Consider the following 19,075-nt stretch of genomic DNA (forward strand, 5'->3'; position numbering starts at 1 on the left):
AACTGATTGCTGTTTTTCACAACTACAGTCTGTACAATAAATGATGTTCTCAAACATAATTATGAACGAGTAGTCACCTATTACACGCGACGACGTTTTGGTGGACGGCAACCATTATGTGGTACTGGTGTAACATCTTTAATTGCAGTAACTTCTAGACCTGCAGCTTGAAGTGCACGGATTGCAGCTTCACGACCAGCACCAGGACCTTTAACAGTTACTTCTAAAGTTTTTAAACCATGTTCCATTGAAGACTTTGCAGCTGTTTCAGCAGCCATTTGTGCAGCAAATGGAGTAGATTTACGAGAACCTCTAAATCCAAGAGCCCCAGCACTTGACCAAGAAATTGCATTACCTTGCATGTCTGTGATTGTCACAATTGTATTGTTAAATGTAGAGCGAATGTGAGCAATACCAGATTCGATATTCTTTTTCACACGACGCTTACGTGTTTGTTGTTTACGTGCCATGTTAAGAAGAAACCTCCTTTACCGATTATTTTTTCTTGTTAGCAACTGTTTTACGAGGACCTTTACGAGTACGAGCATTGTTCTTCGTATTTTGTCCACGTACAGGTAAACCGCGACGGTGGCGGATACCACGGAAAGATCCGATTTCCATTAAACGTTTGATGTTTAATGATACTTCACGGCGAAGGTCACCTTCTACCTTGTAAGTACCGATTGCTTCACGGATTTTGTTTAATTCGTCTTCAGTTAAATCGCGTACACGAGTATCTTCAGAGATACCAGCTTGAGCTAGAACTTTTTGAGAAGTAGTTTTCCCAATTCCGTAAATGTATGTTAATGATATAACAACGCGTTTGTCGCGTGGAATGTCAACACCAGCAATACGTGCCATATGTGTCGTGCACCTCCTTCTTATTATCCTTGTCTTTGTTTATGTTTAGGATTTTCACAGATTACCATTACTCTACCGCGTCGGCGAATTACTTTACATTTTTCGCAGATCGGCTTCACAGATGGTCTCACTTTCATCTAACCCAACCTCCTTAGTAGTCCGGAGTGCAAAAGATTATTTAAAACGGTACGTAATACGTCCGCGAGTTAAATCGTATGGAGATAATTCAATGGTTACTTTATCTCCAGGTAAAATGCGGATGAAGTGCATACGAATTTTACCCGATACATGCGCAAGAATCGTATGACCGTTTTCTAATTCTACCTTAAACATCGCGTTTGGCAAAGTCTCAACAACTGTTCCTTCGACTTCAATTACATCATCTTTCGCCATCAACCCTGTCTCCCTTCTATATACAAATCAGGTTCTCATCAATACTCAAACGTAATTTGCTGTTAGTATAGCCTCATATTAAACGAAACTAATCGCTATAAGCATATGTTTGGAAATCATGAGAGATGTTCGAAAGACACTCGTAAGGTTTCGTTACTTGCAATCCACCCGAGTAGACTGACGGAAGAAACCTATCCCTCATGTCAACATGTTCGTCCGAATGTGTTGGATGAGTTCCATTAGTACCCGTTCGATTTATGCTTCCACGAAACCAATTATACCCCTTCAGAAACCAAAATGCACGTGGACTAGGGGGTCCGACGCTCTTTAAAGCATTCTCATTTCCTCCGGTACGTATACCGGGCGCAATATGCTTTTGCAGCTCTCGAAAAAAACATTTTCGTTTCTTGCATACTCCCGGATAGTCGTCTGAGACGGGCACCGGGTTATTTAAATGCGGTTGCCCTGTAACAGAGCATCAATGTCAGCAAAGACTTTTGTAATATCTTGCTGGCCATCTATATTCGTTAGCACGCCTTTTTGATCATAAAAATCAAGTAATGGCTGTGTTTGCTTCATATTTACTTCCAGACGGTTAGTCACCGTTTCCGGATTATCATCCGCACGTTGATAAAGCTCTCCACCATCTTTGTCACAAACCCCGTCCTTTGCAGGAGGATTAAACACTAGATGATAAGCTGTTCCGCATTCTTTACAAATACGTCGACCAGTTAGACGCTTGACTAATTCATCTTTTTCAACTTGAATGTTCACCACGTGATCCACAGACTTGTTTAAATCAACAAGTAAAGCATCTAATGCCTCTGCCTGTGGGACGGTTCTTGGAAACCCATCAAGCAAGAATCCTTTATCACAGTCTGGTTTGCTTAATCTTTCGCGAACAATACCAATCGTTACTTCATCAGGTACTAATGCACCTTGATCCATATACGATTTTGCTTTTAAACCAAGCTCCGTACCTTCTTTCATAGCTGCACGGAACATATCGCCTGTAGAAATATGAGGGATTGCGTACTTCTCAACAATTTTATCTGCTTGTGTGCCTTTACCAGCTCCAGGCAGACCCATTAAAACGATATTCATACGTTAATGCCCCCCAGGACTATTTTGTGGATTTTTAGGAACGTTACATTAGTTCCTAAAAACCAACATTATTTCATAAAGCCTTTATAGTGACGTTTAACTAATTGAGATTCAAGCTGCTTCATTGTCTCAAGTGCAACACCTGCGATAATCAGTAAGCTCGTTCCACCGATTTGTACAGATTGAGGTAGTCCCGCAAACTTAACAAATAGAAGTGGCATGATAGAGATTACTGCTAGGAAGATCGCTCCTACAAATGTTAAACGATATAAAACGCTTGTTAAATAGTTCTGTGTATTGATCCCTGGACGAATCCCTGGAATATACGCACCTTGCTTTTTCAGGTTGTCTGCAACATTTTCTGGGTTCACTTGTATGAACGCATAGAAGTATGTGAAGGCAACAATTAAAGCAATGTACAAGATCATACCAACTGGTTGTGTGTAATCTACCATATCTCTGATGAAATTAGTGACACTATTTTCACCGAAGAATAATACCAACGTCTGCGGAGCCATAAGGAAAGCAGAAGCGAAGATTACTGGGATTACTCCAGCGGCATTTACCTTTAATGGCAAGTGTGTTTGTTGTCCGCCAGCTTGAGAGCCAGCAACACGTTTTGCGTACTGAATAGGAATTTTACGTAACGCTTGTTGAACGTAAATAACTCCTACAATAACCGCCACAATTGCTAATAGAAGTAAAGCAACGATTACAATATTGATAAATAATGCATCGCCTGCATCTTGAATTTGTTGTGCATACAGCTGGTTAGCAGCATTTGGGATAGCAGCAACGATACCTGCAAAGATAATGATAGAAATACCATTACCAACACCGTGCGCTGTAATCTGCTCTCCTAACCACATAAGGAATGCTGTTCCAGCAGTCAATACGATTGCAATCAAGATGTAAGTAAGGATACCCTCATCTTGAATTAATCCACCACCATAAATACGGTTAAAACCATAGGACATTGCAATTGCTTGAACAAATGCAAGCACGATAGTGAAGTATCGAGTGAATTGTGCAAGCTTACGTCTACCGACTTCCCCTTGCTTCGCCCACTCAGCGAATTTTGGCACTACGTCCATTTGTAACAGCTGAACAATAATCGATGCAGTAATGTATGGCATAATCCCCATTGCAAGAATAGAGAAGTTGCTTAAAGCACCGCCTCCAAAGGTATTAAGGAAACCAATAAGACCCATCTCATCAGTTTGCTTTAATACTTCTGGATCTGCGTTAGGTACTGGTATATACGTACCGATACGGAATACAACGAGCATCAATAGAGTAAAAATGATTTTATTTCGAATATCTCTCACACGCATAAAGTTGGAGATTGTCTGAAACATTAAACCACCTCTGTTTGTCCGCCAGCATTCTCGATAGCTTCTTTTGCTGTAGCAGAGAATTTGTGAGCTTTAACTGTCAACTTTTTGTTAAGAGTTCCGTTACCAAGAATTTTGATACCGGATTTTTCGCTGCTCACAACACCTGTTTCGATTAAAAGTGCAGGTGTAACCTCTGTACCCTCTTCGAAACGATTTAATGTGTCAAGGTTCACGATTGCATACTCTTTACGGTTGATATTCGTAAATCCGCGTTTAGGTAAACGACGGAAAAGTGGGTTTTGACCCCCCTCAAATCCTGGACGAACTCCTCCGCCAGAACGAGCATTTTGACCTTTATGACCTCTACCTGCAGTTTTACCATTTCCAGAACCGATACCACGACCTACACGGTTACGAGTAGAGCGAGAACCTTCTGCTGGTTTTAACTCATGAAGTTTCATATGGTGGCACCTCCTTATTCTAAGATAAACCTTAAATTTCTTTTAAAGTTACTAAGTGAGCTACTTTGCCAACCATTCCGCGGATAGCGGCGTTGTCTTGGTGCTCCACTGTTTGATGCATTTTACGTAATCCAAGAGCTTCTACTGTTTTGCGTTGACTAGGTTTAGTTCCAATCAAGCTTTTAGTAAGGGTAATTTCTAATTTAGTTGCCATTGTAATTTCCCCCCTTATCCTAACAGTTCTTCTACTGATTTACCACGTAATTTAGCAACGTCCTCAGCACGTTTTAGTTGAGATAAACCATTTACTGTAGCACGTACCATGTTGATTGGTGTGTTAGAACCTAGAGATTTAGATAAGATATCTGTTACTCCCGCTAATTCTAATACCGCACGAACAGGTCCACCTGCGATAACTCCAGTACCGGCAGATGCTGGCTTAACTAGAATAGATCCAGCTCCAAAATGACCAAGTACTTGGTGAGGAGTTGTTCCGCCAACTAATGGCACTTCGATTAAGTTTTTCTTTGCATCTTCAACTGCTTTACGGATTGCATCTGGAACCTCTTGAGCTTTTCCAGTACCAAATCCTACATGACCGTTTTTGTCTCCTACTACTACTAATGCAGTAAAACGGAAACGACGTCCACCTTTTACAACTTTAGCAACACGGTTAATTGTTACTACGCGTTCTTCAAGTTCAAGTTTGTTTGGGTCAATACCACGCATGAAATATGTCCCTCCTTCTTCTTAAAATTCTAAGCCGTTTTCACGTGCAGCATCAGCTAATGCTTTTACACGTCCATGATATAAATAACCGCCACGGTCAAAAACAACAGACTTGATGTTCTTTTCAACTGCGCGTTTAGCAATAGTTTCACCGATAGATGCAGCAGCTTCTACATTACCAGCTGTTCCATTAAAATCTTTATCCATAGTAGATGCACTTACTAGTGTAATTCCTTTTGAATCATCAATAAGCTGTGCATAGATATGTTTATTAGAACGGTATACATTTAAACGTGGACGTTCAGATGTACCCGTGATTTTTGTACGAACACGTGCATGACGTTTCTTACGAACTTGATTTTTGTCTTGTTTCGTAATCACAGTAGTCACTCCTTTCTAATGCGCAATGCATTATTTACCTGTTTTACCTTCTTTGCGGCGTACAACTTCACCTTCATAACGAATACCTTTTCCTTTATAAGGCTCAGGCGGGCGAACTGCACGGATGTTAGATGCTAAAGCACCAACACGTTCTTTGCTAATTCCGCTAATGATAATTTTTGTATTTGAAGGAACTTCAATAGAAAGTCCATCTTCAGGAGTGAATTCAACTGGGTGAGAATATCCTACGTTAAGTACAAGTTTTGATCCTTGTAGTTGCGCACGGTAACCTACCCCAACTAATTCAAGAGAACGAGCAAATCCTTCGGAAACTCCAGTGATCATATTAGCTAATAGAGCACGAGTTGTTCCGTGAACTGTACGATGTTCTTTTGATTCTGAAGGACGAACTACAGTAATGATGTTACCTTCTTGTTCAATTTTCATATCTTGGTTGAAAGATCTTGTTAATTCACCTTTAGGTCCTTTAACTACTACTGTGTTATCAGCGTTAACTGTTACAGTAACGTTTGCAGGTACCTCAATTGGTTTTTTACCTACTCGAGACATTTTGTTGCACCTCCATTCGTTTGTTTGATTATTACCAAACGTAAGCTACGATTTCTCCGCCAACTTGTTTAGCGCGAGCTTCTTTATCTGTTAATAAACCGTTTGAAGTAGAAACTAAAGCAATTCCTAAACCGTTTAGTACTTTAGGTACTTCGTTTGTTTTAGCGTAAACGCGTAGACCAGGTTTTGAAATACGTTTCAAACCAGTGATAACGCGCTCGTCATTTTGACCATATTTTAAGAAGATACGGATAATACCTTGTTTGCTATCTTCTACATATTCAACATCACGGATGAAACCTTCGCGTTTTAGAATTTCAGCGATTTCCTTTTTCATGTTTGAAGCAGGAACTTCTAATTTCTCGTGACGCACCATATTAGCATTACGAATACGTGTTAGCATATCTGCAATTGGATCTGACATTGTCATTACATTTACCTCCTTCCCAGTTATAGGGGTTTACCAGCTTGCTTTTTTAACGCCAGGAATTTGTCCCTTGTATGCAAGTTCACGGAAACAAATACGGCAAAGCTTAAATTTACGCAATACAGAGTGCGGACGTCCACAACGCTCACAGCGTGTGTACCCTTGCACCTTGAACTTTGGCGTACGTTTTTGTTTAACGACCATTGATTTTTTAGCCACGTTTTCGCCTCCCTTATTTTACTTTTGGAATGGCATACCGAATTGTGTTAATAACTCACGAGCTTCTTCGTCAGAGTTCGCAGTTGTTACAATTACGATGTCCATACCGCGTACTTTCGAAACTTTATCATAATCGATTTCAGGGAAGATTAATTGCTCTTTTACTCCTAAAGTGTAGTTACCGCGACCGTCAAATGCTTTCTTAGAAACACCACGGAAGTCACGTACACGTGGAAGTGAAATAGAGATTAATTTATCCAAAAAGTCATACATACGCTCACCGCGTAATGTAACTTTTGCACCGATTGGCATACCTTCACGAAGACGGAATCCAGCGATCGATTTTTTAGCTTTCGTAATTACAGGTTTTTGACCTGCGATAGTTTGTAATTCTTCCACTGCAGCATCAAGTGCTTTTGTGTTAGAAACAGCATCGCCCACACCCATGTTGATAACAATCTTATCAACTTTAGGTACTTGCATTACTGACTTATAATTGAACTTGCTCATTAGAGCAGGAGAAACTTCATTAAGATACTTTTCTTTTAGGCGGTTCATGTGTGTACCTCCCTTCTCTTTACTTATTTAATAATTTCACCAGATTTTTTCGCAACACGAACTTTTTTGCCATCTTCTACTTTATAACCTACGCGAGTCGGCTCGCCAGTTTTAGGGTCGATTAACATAACATTCGATACGTGGATCGCAGCCTCTTGGGTTACAATTCCACCTTGCGGATTAGCTTGGTTAGGCTTCATATGTTTTTTGATGATGTTTACACCTTCAACAATAACACGGTCTTGCTTAGGGAAAGCTGTAAGGATAACTCCTGTTTTACCTTTGTCTTTACCTGAGATTACCATTACTTTGTCGCCTTTTTTAACATGCATTCTGTCGCACCTCCTTGATTGGCACTTTCCTGGAAATTAAAGAACTTCTGGAGCTAAAGATACGATTTTCATGAAGTTGTTGTCACGTAGTTCACGAGCAACAGGTCCGAAAATACGAGTTCCACGAGGTCCTTTATCGTCTTTGATAATAACGCATGCGTTCTCATCGAATTTAATGTAAGTTCCGTCTTTACGGCGAACGCCACTCTTAGTACGAACGATAACAGCTTTAACTACGTCACCCTTTTTGACAACGCCACCTGGTGTTGCTTTCTTAACTGTACACACAACGATATCACCGATATTCGCTGTTTTACGGCCAGTACCACCAAGTACTTTAATAGTTAGAACTTCACGTGCACCTGAGTTGTCAGCAACTTTCATACGAGTTTCTTGTTGGATCACTTAGGTTACCTCCCTTCGGAATTTAATTTCCGAAATTTATAATTAGATAATAACCGCTTTTTCTACAACTTCCACTAAACGGAAACGTTTTGTAGCTGATAGCGGACGTGTTTCCATGATGCGGACGATATCGCCGATTTGCGCTTCGTTTTGCTCATCATGAGCTTTGAACTTTTTAGAATATCTAACACGTTTACCGTATAATTTGTGTTTCTTATGAGTTTCAACTAATACAGTGATTGTTTTATCCATTTTGTCAGAAACTACACGGCCTGTGTATACCTTGCGTTGATTACGCTCAGTCATGCCTGAAAACCTCCTTTATCAGTTGTTTGCACTGATTTCTCTTTCGCGAATCACAGTTTTCATACGTGCAATCGCTTTACGCACCTCACGAATGCGAGCTGTGTTTTCTAATTGACCAGTCGCCAATTGGAAGCGAAGGTTGAAAAGCTCTTCTTTCAGTGATTTTACCTTTTGTTCAATTTCTGCTGTAGTAAGTTCACGGATGTCATTAGCTTTCATTAGATTCACCACCAATTTCTTGACGTTTAACTATCTTACATTTTACAGGAAGCTTATGAGATGCTAAGCGTAACGCTTCGCGAGCTACTTCTTCAGAAACTCCAGCAATCTCGAACATAATTTTTCCTGGTTTTACAACAGCAACCCAACCTTCCGGAGCACCTTTACCGGATCCCATACGTACCTCAAGAGGCTTTTTCGTATAAGGTTTATGTGGGAAAATTTTAATCCAAACTTTACCGCCACGTTTCATATAACGTGTCATCGCGATACGAGCTGATTCAATTTGACGACTTGTGATCCAGCTAGCTTCAGTAGCTTGTAAACCAAACTCACCAAATGCTATCTCCTTACCACCTTTTGCTTCACCACGCATTTTACCACGGTGTTCGCGACGATATTTAACGCGTTTAGGCATTAACATATTATTTGCCTCCTTCCTCAGAGTTCTTCTTAACTGGAAGGACTTCACCACGATAGATCCATACTTTTACGCCTAACTTACCATAAGTAGTGTCAGCTTCAGCATGTGCATAATCAATGTCTGCACGTAATGTATGAAGTGGTACAGTTCCTTCGCTGTAATGTTCAGCACGAGCGATGTCAGCACCGCCTAGACGACCAGATACTTGAGTTTTAATACCTTTAGCTCCAGCACGCATTGTGCGTTGAATTGCTTGTTTTTGAGCGCGACGGAAAGATACGCGGCCTTCTAATTGGCGTGCGATACTTTCAGCTACTAGTTTAGCATCAAGGTCAGCTCTTTTAATTTCTACGATATTAATGTGTACACGCTTGCCAGTGATATCGTTTAAGTGTTTACGAAGTGCTTCAACTTCAGTACCACCTTTACCGATTACCATACCTGGTTTCGCAGTGTGAATTGTAATATTTACACGTTTAGCAGCACGTTCGATCTCAACAGTTGAAACAGAAGCATCTTTTAAACGAGTTTCAATATACTTACGAATTTTCAAGTCTTCGTGAAGTAAGTTTGCATAGTCTTTACCAGCGTACCATTTTGACTCCCAGCCACGAATGATTCCAACTCGTAATCCTATAGGATGAACTTTTTGACCCACGAATTATCCCTCCTTCTTCTCAGATACCACTACTGTAATGTGGCTTGTACGTTTATTGATAGCACTTGCACGTCCCATTGCACGTGGACGGAAACGTTTTAAAGTTGGACCTTCATCAACGAAGATTTCAGAAACAACTAGGTTGTTAACATCTAAATCATAATTGTGCTCAGCGTTAGCAATAGCAGATTTTAAAACTTTCTCAACAACAGGGGATGCTGCTTTAGGAGTAAGTTGTAAAATTGCAATCGCTTCACCAACTTGCTTACCTCTGATTAAATCAACGACTAATCTTACTTTACGAGGAGCAATGCGCACTGTTTTAGCAATAGCTTTTGCTTGTGACATTTGGAATAACCTCCTCTCAAATTAGCGTCTTGTTTTCTTATCATCTGCACCATGGCTTTTATAAGCACGAGTTGGTGCAAATTCGCCTAGTTTATGACCTACCATATCTTCAGTCACGTATACAGGAACATGTTTACGTCCATCATATACAGCGATTGTTTGCCCGATGAAGTTAGGGAAAATAGTAGAACGGCGAGACCAAGTTTTAATTACTTGTTTTTTCTCAGAATTTTGTTGTGCTTCAACCTTTTTCATTAAGTGATCATCAACAAAAGGTCCTTTTTTCAAGCTACGACCCATACTGGAACCTCCCTCCGTGATTGCACCACGGCTCGCTCTTTGAACCGTAGTAAAACCACATTATTTTTTACGACGACGAATGATAAGTTTGTCGGATTTGTTTTTCTTACTACGAGTTTTGTATCCAAGAGTTGGTTTACCCCATGGAGACATTGGAGACTTACGACCGATTGGTGTACGTCCTTCACCACCACCGTGTGGGTGATCGTTAGGGTTCATTACAGATCCACGTACAGTTGGGCGTTTACCTAACCAACGATTACGACCTGCTTTACCGATGTTTACTAGTTCATGTTGTTCGTTCCCTACTTCACCAACTGTAGCGCGGCAAACACCAAGGATTAAACGAACCTCACCAGATTGTAAACGTACGATTACATATTTACCTTCTTTACCTAGTAACTGAGCTGATGTACCAGCAGAACGAACTAGCTGTCCACCTTTACCAGGTTTCATTTCGATATTGTGGATAGTAGTACCCATTGGGATATTTTGTAACGGAAGAGCGTTACCTACTTTAATATCTGCTTCTGGACCTGACATGATTGTCATTCCAACTTCCAAGCCTTTAGGAGCTAGGATATAACGTTTTTCACCATCTGCATAGTTAATCAATGCGATATTCGCAGAGCGGTTTGGATCATATTCGATAGTAGCAACACGTCCTGGAATGCCGTCTTTGTTTCGTTTGAAATCAATGATACGGTATTGACGTTTGTGTCCACCACCATGATGACGAACAGTAATTTTACCTTGGTTGTTACGGCCGCCTTTACGTTTAACAGGAGCAAGAAGTGATTTTTCCGGCTTATCTGTTGTGATTTCAGCATAATCAAGTGAAGTCATGTTACGACGTCCGTTTGACGTTGGTTTATACTTTTTAATCGCCATTTTGTTCCCTCCTTCTTGTTTATTACTTCCTTGTTATAAGGATTATATTTCGAATAATTCGATGTCTTTGCTATCAGCAGTTAATGTAACAATCGCTTTACGACGTTTGTTTGTGTAACCACCAAATTTACCTACACGTTTGAATTTCCCTTTGTAGTTCATGATGTTAACTTTTTCAACATCTACTCCAAAGATTTCTTCTATTGCGTATTTAACTTGTGTTTTGTTAGCGCGAGTGTCCACTTCGAAAGTGTACTTTTTATCTGCCATTGCTTCTGAAGAACGCTCGGTAATGACCGGACGTTTAATAATATCACGTGCTTCCATTATCCAAGCACCTCCTCAACCTTTTCTACTGCAGCTTTAGTCATCACTAATTTATCGTGACCAACTAAATCTAATACGTTAATGCCTGTTGCAGACACAACTGTAATTCCAGGGATGTTACGAGCTGATAATGCAACGTTTTCGTCTAAATCAGCTGTTACAAACAACGCTTTTTTGTTAATTGATAGATTTGAAAGCACTTGTGCAAATTCCTTTGTTTTAGGCGCATCAAATGCTAAACCTTCAAGTACTACGATGCTTTCTTCACGCACTTTAGATGAAAGAGCTGAAAGAAGAGCTAAGCGACGTACTTTCTTTGGTAATTTGTAGCTGTAGCTACGTGGAACTGGACCGAATACAGTACCACCACCACGCCATTGTGGAGAGCGGATAGATCCTTGACGAGCACGACCTGTTCCTTTTTGTTTCCAAGGCTTACGTCCACCACCTGAAACTTCAGAGCGATTTTTCACTTTGTGGTTACCTTGGCGAAGAGATGCGCGTTGCGCAATAATAGCTTCAAATAAAACAGACTCATTTGGTTCAATCCCAAAAACTTTATCGCTTAGTTCGATTTCACCAACTGAAGTTCCTGCTTGATTGAATAAAGATACTTTTGCCATTCCTGTTTCCTCCTTTCTTCAGAGAATTAGTTCGATTTAATAGCAGCCTTAACAACTACTAGTGATTTACGAGAACCAGGAACATTACCTTTAACAAGTAGAAGGTTACGTTCTGCATCCACTCTTACAACTTGTAAGTTTTGGATTGTTACAGTGTTTCCACCCATTTGACCAGGTAATTTCTTTTGTTTAAATACGCGGTTCGGAGCAACTGGACCCATTGAACCAGGACGACGGTGGTAACGAGAGCCGTGAGCCATTGGTCCACGAGATTGTCCATGACGCTTGATAACACCTTGGAAACCTTTCCCTTTCGTAGTACCTGTAACATCAATTACATCGCCTTCTGCAAAACTTTCTACGCTGACTTCTTGACCAACCTCGTAATTAGCAGTATCCAAGCCGCGGAATTCGCGGATGAAGCGCTTAGGAGCAGTGCTTGCTTTCGCTACGTGGCCTTTTTCTGGTTTGTTAGAAAGCTTTTCGCGCTTATCTTCGAAACCTAATTGAACAGCCTCGTATCCATCAGTTTCAACTGTTTTCTTTTGAAGAACTACGTTTGGAGTAGCTTCAATTACAGTAACCGGGATTAAGTCACCGTTCTCAGCAAATACTTGCGTCATACCGATTTTTCTACCTAAGATTCCTTTGGTCATTTCGTCACACCTCCTAAAATAATTTGTTGTTTTTTATCTTTTACCATTAAAGTTTGATTTCAATATCAACGCCAGATGGTAAATCAAGCTTCATTAACGCGTCAACAGTTTGTGGTGTTGGGTTAACGATATCGATAAGACGTTTATGCGTACGCATTTCGAATTGTTCACGAGAGTCTTTATACTTGTGAACCGCACGAAGAATCGTATACACAGATCTTTCAGTCGGAAGTGGAATCGGACCCGATACACTTGCACCTGAACGTTTAGCAGTTTCTACAATTTTCTCAGCAGATTGATCAAGGATTCTGTGATCATACGCTTTTAAACGAATACGAATTTTTTGTTTTGCCATTATTTTCCCTCCTTTTCGCCTAATTTCTAGACATTCTCCACGAAAATTTTCCGTACACTCGCCATGGCAAAGCGGCCGGGTGTGTCGGTAACCTCTCGTTTCATCGCAGTCAAAGACCAACATTCAACATTATATACAATTTCACTAGATTCCGCAAGTCTTTTGGTGAAATTAATTTTATATTTAATAGGCTTTTCTTGCTTTCTCTTTTAATCCTGTATCAGTATATAAACCTTCCAGGAAAATTACAAATAATATGGTCGCTTAAATACCGTACTTTGCTAAAAATAAATCAATTGTCATAGGTTTAGACAACAATATCTTTTATTCTGCATAAACACGCCAGCAGGGTGCTTCTAAGACCGTAGCGAAGCCCTGACTTGTTATGGTTGCATTTCTCTTAGATTAACTTATTAGAAGGGCATACAGGACTGGTTGGAGGAAACTGATGTGGGCAAAGCAAAAGTGGTATACATCTCTTTGTAGCAATAACAATATCAAAAAGCGAGTATGTGAGCGACTAACTCTCACATACTCCCTGTTAACTTTTTAATAGTCCGTTTCATTACCATCACACATGAGGTTATAGCAGATTTTATGCCTTCAGAATTTTTGTTTCTTCTATATTAAAGAATATATACGATACCAACCCATCCAAACAACACTAATGGAATGTTGTAAACAAGAAATGTCGGAACACAAGTATCCCAAATGTGATTATGTTGCCCGTCGAAGTTAAGTCCTGCCGTTGGTCCAAGGGTTGAATCAGAAGCTGGAGAACCTGCGTCCCCTAAAGCTCCTGCTGTACCTATGAGCGCTATTGTAGCCAAGGGGCTTAATCCTAACTCCATTGCCAAGGGAACAAAAATAGCAGCGATAATTGGAATTGTCGCAAAGGAAGAACCTATACCGATTGTTACAATTAAGCCAATTATAAGCATAATAAACACTGCTAAGCTCACGTTTCCAGATAACACGTCTGCTGTTGACTCTACTAAGTTAGCGATATGTCCTGTTTCATTGATAACAGCAGCAAACCCATTAGCTGTAATCATGACAAAACCTATAAATGCCATCATTCGCATTCCTTCTGTTAACAAGCGATCCGCTTCCTTCATTTGCAGTGCCCCAGTAACGTAAAGGACCGCTATACCAGCCATCGCTCCGGCTATCATCGAATCTGTGCCTATCTGTGCTATTAAAGCTGCTAGCAGAGCAATAACTGTAAATACAATGTTACGTTTTTTTACTTTTACTTCTATTTCATCAATTGCTAAATTGTCTTGTTTGTAACTTCTAGGCTTTCTGTAAAGTAAGAATGCAACTACTAACCCAAATACCATACCTAAAGCAGGAAATGCCATTGCTGTTGGGATATCTGATAAGGAAACTTTTAAGCCAGATAAATCCATTTGTGTTGCAACAATTTGTTGATAGATAGCGCCGTAACCGTATGGTAAAAGCATATAAGGGGTTATTAAACCAAAGGCCAAAATGGAGGCAATTAGTCTTCTATCTATTTTAAGCATATTAAGCACCTTTAAAATAGGCGGGATAAGTAGTGGAATAAATGCTATATGAATAGGTATAAGATTTTGAGAAAAAATAGCCATCATAAGTATTAGTAAAAAGATTAGTGTTTTAACTAAGGCACTTTTCCCAGAATCCCCTTCTCTTTTCACAAGTTTTAAAATTGCACCAACCAATAAATCTGGTATTCCAGTTTTGGATATTGCAATAGCAAACCCTCCTAGCAATCCATAGCTTAATGCTATCGTCGCTCCTTCACCTAGACCGGTCGTAAAGGCTTGGATTGTTTCTGCAAGCGACAGATCAGCCACTAAACCTCCAACTAGCGCTCCTACTATTAAAGAAAACACTACATTTATACGCAGTAAGCTTAAAACCAACATAACTCCTACTGCAACTAAAACTGCATTCATTCCACTCACTCACTTTCATACACTAGATTACTAATATGTGAAAGTTTATAACTTTCTAGCTCATATGTCAATACACTTAACTTTATCAATTTAGTTTTCTCTATTCTTCAGACAGGGTAATTGTTACCGATATAATGTAGGAATTGTAACGACTTAAGCGTTACATAACGTAAAGGAGAAGAAGAATGGCCTTTTTTATGAAGAAACAACCTACAATTGATTTAACAAAAGAAGCTCCTATATCATTAGACGTACAAGAGCATCCGGATATACAGAAACAGATCGCTATGATTCATTTGAATAAAGAGGATTTAACACTTATTTATCACTTAAGTCCCTATGTAGAAGGAATATTAGAAAAAACAGTAGAAAATTTTTATCGATCAATCGGTGCGGAGCCTAGACTACTTACTATTATCAACCAGCACTCTAGTATTGATCGTTTAAAAACTACCTTGTATGATCATTTGTCTGAAATGTTTTCAGGAATTATAAACAACGAGTATATAGCACAGCGTTATCGAATAGCACAAGTACATGTAAGAATAGGGCTTGAACCAAAATGGTATATGGCAGCCTTTGAAACGCTCTATTATGAGTTCTCCCAATTAATCTTAGTGCTAAATCTAAATACGAAGGAAAAGATACAAGCTCTTTCTGCTATTACAAAGCTGTTGAATTTAGAGCAGCAGCTCGTCTTAGAGGCCTATGAATTAGAAAATGAAAGGCTGAGACAAAGTATCAGAGAAAAAGAAAAGAAGGTGAAGGTTCAAGTAATAGACGCATCGGAAATCCTAGCCAATGTTAGTGAAGAAACTAGTGCTTCAATTTCATCCCTTTGCACCAAGGTGGAAGCAATTGAGGAATTCACCGAAAAAGGACTATCTTTTGTTTTAGCTACACAAGAAACATCGCAAGAAGCAGAGCAGTTAGTTCAACAACAAACCCAGCAAATGAATTTAATTGATACAAGCTTACAAACACTTCAACAAAAGATGAAGGATTTACAAGATTCATCAAATAAAATTAAAGAAGTCGTGGAACTAGTCACCACCATTGCCAATCAAACCAATCTGCTAGCACTTAACGCTTCTATTGAAGCAGCCCATGCAGGTGATCGAGGTGCTGGGTTTGCGGTAGTTGCCAATGAAGTGAAAAATCTTGCGGAAGAAACGAAAAAAGCTATTAGCACCGTAGAAGACCTAATCGAAGAAACAGATGAGAAGATAGAAGATATGAGTAACTCTGTGGGTGAGATGAATAAATTACTAGTAGTGGGCAATAAAAAATATGAAAGTGTTACAGCTTCTTTTCATGAAATCACTTCTGCTATTTCAGGCATAAAAGCACAGAGCATGAGATCTAATGAGGAAATTACCACTATCTCTCAAGTAATCTCTGAACTGAATGAAGCAGTTCTGCGTATTTCTAGCTCCTCCGATAAACTGAGAGATACTTCTCACGAATTATAGGCAAAAAAACCTGATTTCCAGCCTCGGAAACCAGGTTTTTTTTTATAGAGAATCCTCCACTACCTTACGATAGTAACCAGCAGAAAGGATTGCAAATATAGAATAAAGAATAATATATACCCCCATTGTAATCAATAAAGGTGCTACTAGCTCAGTACCAAATAAAACCCAACCAGATTTAACGGCAAAATAGCTATGAAATAGCCCGATTATTAGGGGGAAACCAAAATTGTATAGCTGCTTTCTTCGTATACCTTTCATTATTTCACCAGTAGTAAAACCCATTTTTCGTAAAATAGTATACGTGCCCTTTTCCTCATCAGCCTCTGACATTTGTCTAAAATACAAAATGCTACCGGTTGCAATCAGGAAAGCCAAACCTAAGAATCCAGATATAAAGATAGTCAAACCAAGTGAATCGAGCAAGCCTAGTCTATAGGTTTCCTGAGATTCTATTTCTACAGTTCTTGTAGCAACACCACTTGAATAAGGAATCTCTACTGATACTTTATTTTCGTTATATACTTCTTCCGCTTTCTTTATTTGCTCCCTGTTATTTAAATCCAACCCTATAAGCTTTTGCTTCTTCGTTTCAGGTTCATTTAGAAGCCTTTGAAAATAGTTGTCGGATACTACAACAGTTAAAAAAGCATATTCATGATAATCAGGGACAAGGACTTCTTCAGAAACTTCTTTAATGAATATCTCCTCTGTCCCTGATGAAGTTCTAAACTCTAAGGGTTTCTGTCCTTCTAACCTGAAATTTTCTGTACGCAAACTATCATAGCCTAATATAATACCCTCTTGCTCTTTTAACGTTAAATCAGGCAGTTTGTTCTGTATATCCTCTAAGCTTACTACCTGCATAGTCCATACTGTACTATCAGCGTTTTCTTTTACTAGTAAGGATTGTACATCAGCCTGGACAGCTAGTAGATTTACGTCATACCTTGAATACCCAATTCCCTCTTGATCAAATGCTTCCACTAAGCCAAACCCTGTGTCCTCGTACATGACATAGTCATAGGGCACAACCGCCTCAGAACTAGCATCTGTTGAATAATAAGAGATATAAGTTAACGTGAGAATAGCAAGTGTCGTTGCCGATAACACGGTAATTGTTGTGAGAGACATAGCATTTGACTTCATCCGATGCATAATCGTAGATAACGACAATACATCTTGAATAGACATTAAGCCTTTTTTGCTTTTTCTTGCTAGGTTTAAAATGAATGCTACAGAGAATCGAAAGACTAAATACGTCCCTCCAACTGTTAACCCAAGAATAGACAACATCTTAAATAAAAGCATATTAGCTGATATATTGCTTAAATCTAATAATGAGCCAGATAGATAGTATCCATAGCCAATGAAAACAAGACCTAAAAACCCTAAAAACAATTCAAAGGCATTAAACTTTTTCACTTTCTCATCAGCAATAGAATTTGTTGTAAGAAGCGTTAGCAATGTCACCCTTCTTATCTTTATAGCCGTCTGGACAAGCACTACAATTAATAGAATTAGAAAAACAAGGATTGTTCTTACAAGAGCTTCTAAAGAAAACGTAAGCTCTACAAACGCATCTTTTTCTAAGATTTTTAGTAGGATCATGACAAATACTCTTGATGTAAGAAATCCTACAAATACACCCAGGATAATTGAGCTAAGCCATAGAATTGTATTCTCAATTGCTATCAGTCTGGTGACAAGCCCTTTTGACATACCTACGAGTTGGTATAAACCAACCTCTTTACTTCTTCTCTTCATAAACAAACTATTTGCGTAAAGTACAAAGAAAACTACGATGAACAAGAGTAGATAAGATGCTGCTGTTAATGTAGCAGCTACCCTTCCACTGCCAATCTCCTGAGCAATAGTAGGATTAAACTGTAGCGTTACAAAGGAATAATACAATGTGACGCTAAATACTAAGGCAAAGACATAAAGATAATAGCTCTTTATGTTTTTTTTCATACTTCTTAAAACTAGTTGATTAAGCGTCATATCCATCACCACTTAATACGCCCTGCGTGTTCAATATTTCCTGGAAAAATTGCTTTCGATCTTTTTCCCCTTTATACAGCTCAGAATATATCTGACCATCCTTTAAAAATAAGACACGTGAGCAAAAGCTAGCAGCCACTGAATCATGTGTAACCATGATAATTGTTACTTTCTTTTCTTGATTAATTTTCTCTAAATTACTTAATAAAGCAGTAGCAGATTTAGAATCTAGGGCCCCGGTTGGCTCATCTGCAAACACAATGGATGGGTTACCGACCAATGCTCTGGCCGCAGAGGTTCTTTGCTTTTGCCCTCCAGAGATTTCATTAGGATATTTATCTAAGATATCATCGATCCCTAAGAGTTCTGTAATTTCTCTAATTCTAGCCTTTCCTTGCGCTTTTGGGATCTTACCTACGGAAAGGGGAAGATAAATATTTTCTTTAACAGTTAACGTATCTAACAAGTTATAGTCCTGAAATATAAATCCAAGCTGTTCTCTTCGAAACTTAGAAAGCTGCTGTTCTTTCATTTTTTGTAGATTATTATTGTTAATCTCTATTACTCCAGCAGTAACCTTATCAATAGAAGCTAAAACGTTTAGTAAAGTAGTTTTTCCCGAGCCAGATGGACCCATTATGCCTACAAACTCTCCCTCTTGAACTTCCATATCTATATCCTTTAGCACTTCTTGCGCATTAGACTTTTTACCAAATACTTTTTTGATTTTTCGACCTCGTAATATCGCCATGGTCTACCTCCTACTTATTGT

The 19,075-nt window shown here is 39.2% G+C and carries 31 protein-coding genes; 1 reads left to right on the forward strand and 30 read right to left on the reverse strand.

The window, feature by feature from the left end:
- Positions 1-80 precede the first annotated feature (80 nt).
- The 28 genes from rpsK to AC1ECF_RS09205 form a co-directional block, all read right to left on the reverse strand.
- Positions 81-470, reverse strand: a complete 390-nt coding sequence (rpsK, locus tag AC1ECF_RS09070) for a 30S ribosomal protein S11 (RefSeq protein WP_480389091.1) — start codon at positions 468-470, stop codon at positions 81-83.
- A gap of 25 nt (positions 471-495) precedes the next feature.
- Positions 496-861: a 30S ribosomal protein S13 gene (gene rpsM, locus AC1ECF_RS09075; protein ID WP_480389092.1), complete on the reverse strand. Its 366-nt coding sequence runs from the start codon at positions 859-861 to the stop codon at positions 496-498.
- A 23-nt stretch (positions 862-884) separates the two neighbouring features.
- Entirely contained in the window at positions 885-998 is a 114-nt protein-coding gene (gene rpmJ / locus AC1ECF_RS09080; protein ID WP_076758849.1) for a 50S ribosomal protein L36, read from the reverse strand.
- Between the two features lie 37 nt (positions 999-1,035).
- Complete coding sequence (infA, locus tag AC1ECF_RS09085) at positions 1,036-1,254, reverse strand: translation initiation factor IF-1 (protein WP_016429904.1); 219 nt, start codon at positions 1,252-1,254, stop codon at positions 1,036-1,038.
- Positions 1,255-1,704: 450 nt separating this feature from the next.
- Positions 1,705-2,358, reverse strand: a complete 654-nt coding sequence (locus tag AC1ECF_RS09090) for an adenylate kinase (RefSeq protein ID WP_480389093.1) — start codon at positions 2,356-2,358, stop codon at positions 1,705-1,707.
- A 68-nt stretch (positions 2,359-2,426) separates the two neighbouring features.
- Complete coding sequence (gene secY / locus AC1ECF_RS09095; protein ID WP_480389094.1) at positions 2,427-3,716, reverse strand: preprotein translocase subunit SecY; 1,290 nt, start codon at positions 3,714-3,716, stop codon at positions 2,427-2,429.
- Positions 3,716-4,156: a 50S ribosomal protein L15 gene (gene rplO, locus AC1ECF_RS09100; RefSeq protein ID WP_480389095.1), complete on the reverse strand. Its 441-nt coding sequence runs from the start codon at positions 4,154-4,156 to the stop codon at positions 3,716-3,718. The genes secY and rplO overlap by 1 nt, the downstream gene beginning before the upstream one ends.
- A gap of 31 nt (positions 4,157-4,187) precedes the next feature.
- On the reverse strand, positions 4,188-4,370 hold the full coding sequence (gene rpmD / locus AC1ECF_RS09105; RefSeq protein ID WP_480389096.1) for a 50S ribosomal protein L30: 183 nt from the start codon (positions 4,368-4,370) through the stop codon (positions 4,188-4,190).
- Between the two features lie 14 nt (positions 4,371-4,384).
- Positions 4,385-4,885, reverse strand: a complete 501-nt coding sequence (gene rpsE, locus AC1ECF_RS09110; RefSeq protein ID WP_480389097.1) for a 30S ribosomal protein S5 — start codon at positions 4,883-4,885, stop codon at positions 4,385-4,387.
- Positions 4,886-4,906: 21 nt separating this feature from the next.
- The gene (rplR, locus tag AC1ECF_RS09115; protein ID WP_480389272.1) at positions 4,907-5,266 is read right to left on the reverse strand and encodes a 50S ribosomal protein L18; all 360 of its coding nucleotides are present in this window, start codon (positions 5,264-5,266) and stop codon (positions 4,907-4,909) included.
- Positions 5,267-5,296: 30 nt separating this feature from the next.
- Complete coding sequence (rplF, locus tag AC1ECF_RS09120) at positions 5,297-5,836, reverse strand: 50S ribosomal protein L6 (RefSeq protein ID WP_480389098.1); 540 nt, start codon at positions 5,834-5,836, stop codon at positions 5,297-5,299.
- A 31-nt stretch (positions 5,837-5,867) separates the two neighbouring features.
- Positions 5,868-6,266, reverse strand: coding sequence for a 30S ribosomal protein S8 (gene rpsH, locus AC1ECF_RS09125; RefSeq protein ID WP_480389099.1), 399 nt, complete (start codon positions 6,264-6,266; stop codon positions 5,868-5,870).
- A gap of 30 nt (positions 6,267-6,296) precedes the next feature.
- The gene (locus tag AC1ECF_RS09130) at positions 6,297-6,482 is read right to left on the reverse strand and encodes a type Z 30S ribosomal protein S14 (RefSeq protein WP_480389100.1); all 186 of its coding nucleotides are present in this window, start codon (positions 6,480-6,482) and stop codon (positions 6,297-6,299) included.
- Positions 6,483-6,500: 18 nt separating this feature from the next.
- Positions 6,501-7,040 carry a 50S ribosomal protein L5 gene (rplE, locus tag AC1ECF_RS09135; protein ID WP_480389101.1) on the reverse strand — a complete coding sequence of 180 codons (540 nt, stop codon included), beginning with the start codon at positions 7,038-7,040 and terminating at the stop codon, positions 6,501-6,503.
- A 23-nt stretch (positions 7,041-7,063) separates the two neighbouring features.
- Positions 7,064-7,372 carry a 50S ribosomal protein L24 gene (gene rplX / locus AC1ECF_RS09140; protein ID WP_480389102.1) on the reverse strand — a complete coding sequence of 103 codons (309 nt, stop codon included), beginning with the start codon at positions 7,370-7,372 and terminating at the stop codon, positions 7,064-7,066.
- A 36-nt stretch (positions 7,373-7,408) separates the two neighbouring features.
- On the reverse strand, positions 7,409-7,777 hold the full coding sequence (rplN, locus tag AC1ECF_RS09145; protein ID WP_480389103.1) for a 50S ribosomal protein L14: 369 nt from the start codon (positions 7,775-7,777) through the stop codon (positions 7,409-7,411).
- 42 nt (positions 7,778-7,819) lie between these two features.
- Positions 7,820-8,083: a 30S ribosomal protein S17 gene (gene rpsQ, locus AC1ECF_RS09150; RefSeq protein WP_480389104.1), complete on the reverse strand. Its 264-nt coding sequence runs from the start codon at positions 8,081-8,083 to the stop codon at positions 7,820-7,822.
- Positions 8,084-8,101: 18 nt separating this feature from the next.
- Positions 8,102-8,302, reverse strand: coding sequence for a 50S ribosomal protein L29 (gene rpmC, locus AC1ECF_RS09155; RefSeq protein WP_053591325.1), 201 nt, complete (start codon positions 8,300-8,302; stop codon positions 8,102-8,104).
- Entirely contained in the window at positions 8,292-8,726 is a 435-nt protein-coding gene (gene rplP, locus AC1ECF_RS09160; protein WP_480389105.1) for a 50S ribosomal protein L16, read from the reverse strand. The genes rpmC and rplP overlap by 11 nt, the downstream gene beginning before the upstream one ends.
- 1 nt (position 8,727) lies before the next feature.
- Positions 8,728-9,384 carry a 30S ribosomal protein S3 gene (gene rpsC, locus AC1ECF_RS09165; RefSeq protein ID WP_480389106.1) on the reverse strand — a complete coding sequence of 219 codons (657 nt, stop codon included), beginning with the start codon at positions 9,382-9,384 and terminating at the stop codon, positions 8,728-8,730.
- Between the two features lie 3 nt (positions 9,385-9,387).
- Positions 9,388-9,732: a 50S ribosomal protein L22 gene (gene rplV / locus AC1ECF_RS09170; protein ID WP_480389107.1), complete on the reverse strand. Its 345-nt coding sequence runs from the start codon at positions 9,730-9,732 to the stop codon at positions 9,388-9,390.
- 21 nt (positions 9,733-9,753) lie between these two features.
- Positions 9,754-10,032, reverse strand: a complete 279-nt coding sequence (rpsS, locus tag AC1ECF_RS09175) for a 30S ribosomal protein S19 (RefSeq protein ID WP_480389108.1) — start codon at positions 10,030-10,032, stop codon at positions 9,754-9,756.
- A 60-nt stretch (positions 10,033-10,092) separates the two neighbouring features.
- Positions 10,093-10,923: a 50S ribosomal protein L2 gene (rplB, locus tag AC1ECF_RS09180; RefSeq protein WP_480389109.1), complete on the reverse strand. Its 831-nt coding sequence runs from the start codon at positions 10,921-10,923 to the stop codon at positions 10,093-10,095.
- Positions 10,924-10,965: 42 nt separating this feature from the next.
- Positions 10,966-11,250: a 50S ribosomal protein L23 gene (gene rplW / locus AC1ECF_RS09185; protein ID WP_480389110.1), complete on the reverse strand. Its 285-nt coding sequence runs from the start codon at positions 11,248-11,250 to the stop codon at positions 10,966-10,968.
- Entirely contained in the window at positions 11,250-11,873 is a 624-nt protein-coding gene (gene rplD, locus AC1ECF_RS09190; protein WP_480389111.1) for a 50S ribosomal protein L4, read from the reverse strand. Before rplD ends, rplW begins: the two co-directional genes overlap by 1 nt.
- Positions 11,874-11,899: 26 nt before the next feature.
- Positions 11,900-12,529, reverse strand: a complete 630-nt coding sequence (gene rplC, locus AC1ECF_RS09195; protein WP_480389112.1) for a 50S ribosomal protein L3 — start codon at positions 12,527-12,529, stop codon at positions 11,900-11,902.
- Positions 12,530-12,575: 46 nt separating this feature from the next.
- A complete protein-coding gene (gene rpsJ, locus AC1ECF_RS09200; RefSeq protein ID WP_042478628.1) occupies positions 12,576-12,884 on the reverse strand; it encodes a 30S ribosomal protein S10 in 309 nt (102 codons plus the stop codon).
- A gap of 626 nt (positions 12,885-13,510) precedes the next feature.
- Positions 13,511-14,827 (reverse strand): Na+/H+ antiporter family protein, encoded by a 1,317-nt coding sequence (locus AC1ECF_RS09205; protein WP_480389113.1) that lies wholly within the window; start codon positions 14,825-14,827, stop codon positions 13,511-13,513.
- A gap of 185 nt (positions 14,828-15,012) precedes the next feature.
- Here AC1ECF_RS09205 and AC1ECF_RS09210 point away from each other — a divergent pair, with 185 nt between their 5' ends.
- A complete protein-coding gene (locus AC1ECF_RS09210; RefSeq protein ID WP_480389114.1) occupies positions 15,013-16,299 on the forward strand; it encodes a protoglobin domain-containing protein in 1,287 nt (428 codons plus the stop codon).
- Positions 16,300-16,341: 42 nt separating this feature from the next.
- Here AC1ECF_RS09210 and AC1ECF_RS09215 read toward each other — a convergent pair whose 3' ends face one another.
- Both AC1ECF_RS09215 and AC1ECF_RS09220 read right to left on the reverse strand, forming a co-directional pair.
- Positions 16,342-18,303: an FtsX-like permease family protein gene (locus AC1ECF_RS09215; protein ID WP_480389115.1), complete on the reverse strand. Its 1,962-nt coding sequence runs from the start codon at positions 18,301-18,303 to the stop codon at positions 16,342-16,344.
- On the reverse strand, positions 18,293-19,054 hold the full coding sequence (locus AC1ECF_RS09220) for an ABC transporter ATP-binding protein (protein WP_480389116.1): 762 nt from the start codon (positions 19,052-19,054) through the stop codon (positions 18,293-18,295). The genes AC1ECF_RS09215 and AC1ECF_RS09220 overlap by 11 nt, the downstream gene beginning before the upstream one ends.
- Between the last annotated feature and the right edge of the window lie 21 nt (positions 19,055-19,075).

The organism is Psychrobacillus sp. Z3-81 (assembly GCF_056620325.1).

Bases quoted from the DNA above. Each gene is read 5' to 3' on its own strand.
- rpsK (WP_480389091.1), bottom strand. From the start codon at position 470: ATGGCACGTAAACAACAAACACGTAAGCGTCGTGTGAAAAAGAATATC.
- rpsM (WP_480389092.1), bottom strand. From the start codon at position 861: ATGGCACGTATTGCTGGTGTTGACATTCCACGCGACAAACGCGTTGTT.
- rpmJ (WP_076758849.1), bottom strand. From the start codon at position 998: ATGAAAGTGAGACCATCTGTGAAGCCGATCTGCGAAAAATGTAAAGTA.
- infA (WP_016429904.1), bottom strand. From the start codon at position 1,254: ATGGCGAAAGATGATGTAATTGAAGTCGAAGGAACAGTTGTTGAGACT.
- AC1ECF_RS09090 (WP_480389093.1), bottom strand. From the start codon at position 2,358: ATGAATATCGTTTTAATGGGTCTGCCTGGAGCTGGTAAAGGCACACAA.
- secY (WP_480389094.1), bottom strand. From the start codon at position 3,716: ATGTTTCAGACAATCTCCAACTTTATGCGTGTGAGAGATATTCGAAAT.
- rplO (WP_480389095.1), bottom strand. From the start codon at position 4,156: ATGAAACTTCATGAGTTAAAACCAGCAGAAGGTTCTCGCTCTACTCGT.
- rpmD (WP_480389096.1), bottom strand. From the start codon at position 4,370: ATGGCAACTAAATTAGAAATTACCCTTACTAAAAGCTTGATTGGAACT.
- rpsE (WP_480389097.1), bottom strand. From the start codon at position 4,885: ATGCGTGGTATTGACCCAAACAAACTTGAACTTGAAGAACGCGTAGTA.
- rplF (WP_480389098.1), bottom strand. From the start codon at position 5,836: ATGTCTCGAGTAGGTAAAAAACCAATTGAGGTACCTGCAAACGTTACT.
- rpsH (WP_480389099.1), bottom strand. From the start codon at position 6,266: ATGACAATGTCAGATCCAATTGCAGATATGCTAACACGTATTCGTAAT.
- rplE (WP_480389101.1), bottom strand. From the start codon at position 7,040: ATGAACCGCCTAAAAGAAAAGTATCTTAATGAAGTTTCTCCTGCTCTA.
- rplX (WP_480389102.1), bottom strand. From the start codon at position 7,372: ATGCATGTTAAAAAAGGCGACAAAGTAATGGTAATCTCAGGTAAAGAC.
- rpsQ (WP_480389104.1), bottom strand. From the start codon at position 8,083: ATGACTGAGCGTAATCAACGCAAGGTATACACAGGCCGTGTAGTTTCT.
- rpmC (WP_053591325.1), bottom strand. From the start codon at position 8,302: ATGAAAGCTAATGACATCCGTGAACTTACTACAGCAGAAATTGAACAA.
- rplP (WP_480389105.1), bottom strand. From the start codon at position 8,726: ATGTTAATGCCTAAACGCGTTAAATATCGTCGCGAACACCGTGGTAAA.
- rplV (WP_480389107.1), bottom strand. From the start codon at position 9,732: ATGTCACAAGCAAAAGCTATTGCTAAAACAGTGCGCATTGCTCCTCGT.
- rpsS (WP_480389108.1), bottom strand. From the start codon at position 10,032: ATGGGTCGTAGCTTGAAAAAAGGACCTTTTGTTGATGATCACTTAATG.
- rplB (WP_480389109.1), bottom strand. From the start codon at position 10,923: ATGGCGATTAAAAAGTATAAACCAACGTCAAACGGACGTCGTAACATG.
- rplW (WP_480389110.1), bottom strand. From the start codon at position 11,250: ATGGAAGCACGTGATATTATTAAACGTCCGGTCATTACCGAGCGTTCT.
- rplD (WP_480389111.1), bottom strand. From the start codon at position 11,873: ATGGCAAAAGTATCTTTATTCAATCAAGCAGGAACTTCAGTTGGTGAA.
- rplC (WP_480389112.1), bottom strand. From the start codon at position 12,529: ATGACCAAAGGAATCTTAGGTAGAAAAATCGGTATGACGCAAGTATTT.
- rpsJ (WP_042478628.1), bottom strand. From the start codon at position 12,884: ATGGCAAAACAAAAAATTCGTATTCGTTTAAAAGCGTATGATCACAGA.
- AC1ECF_RS09205 (WP_480389113.1), bottom strand. From the start codon at position 14,827: ATGAATGCAGTTTTAGTTGCAGTAGGAGTTATGTTGGTTTTAAGCTTA.
- AC1ECF_RS09210 (WP_480389114.1), top strand. From the start codon at position 15,013: ATGGCCTTTTTTATGAAGAAACAACCTACAATTGATTTAACAAAAGAA.
- AC1ECF_RS09215 (WP_480389115.1), bottom strand. From the start codon at position 18,303: ATGACGCTTAATCAACTAGTTTTAAGAAGTATGAAAAAAAACATAAAG.
- AC1ECF_RS09220 (WP_480389116.1), bottom strand. From the start codon at position 19,054: ATGGCGATATTACGAGGTCGAAAAATCAAAAAAGTATTTGGTAAAAAG.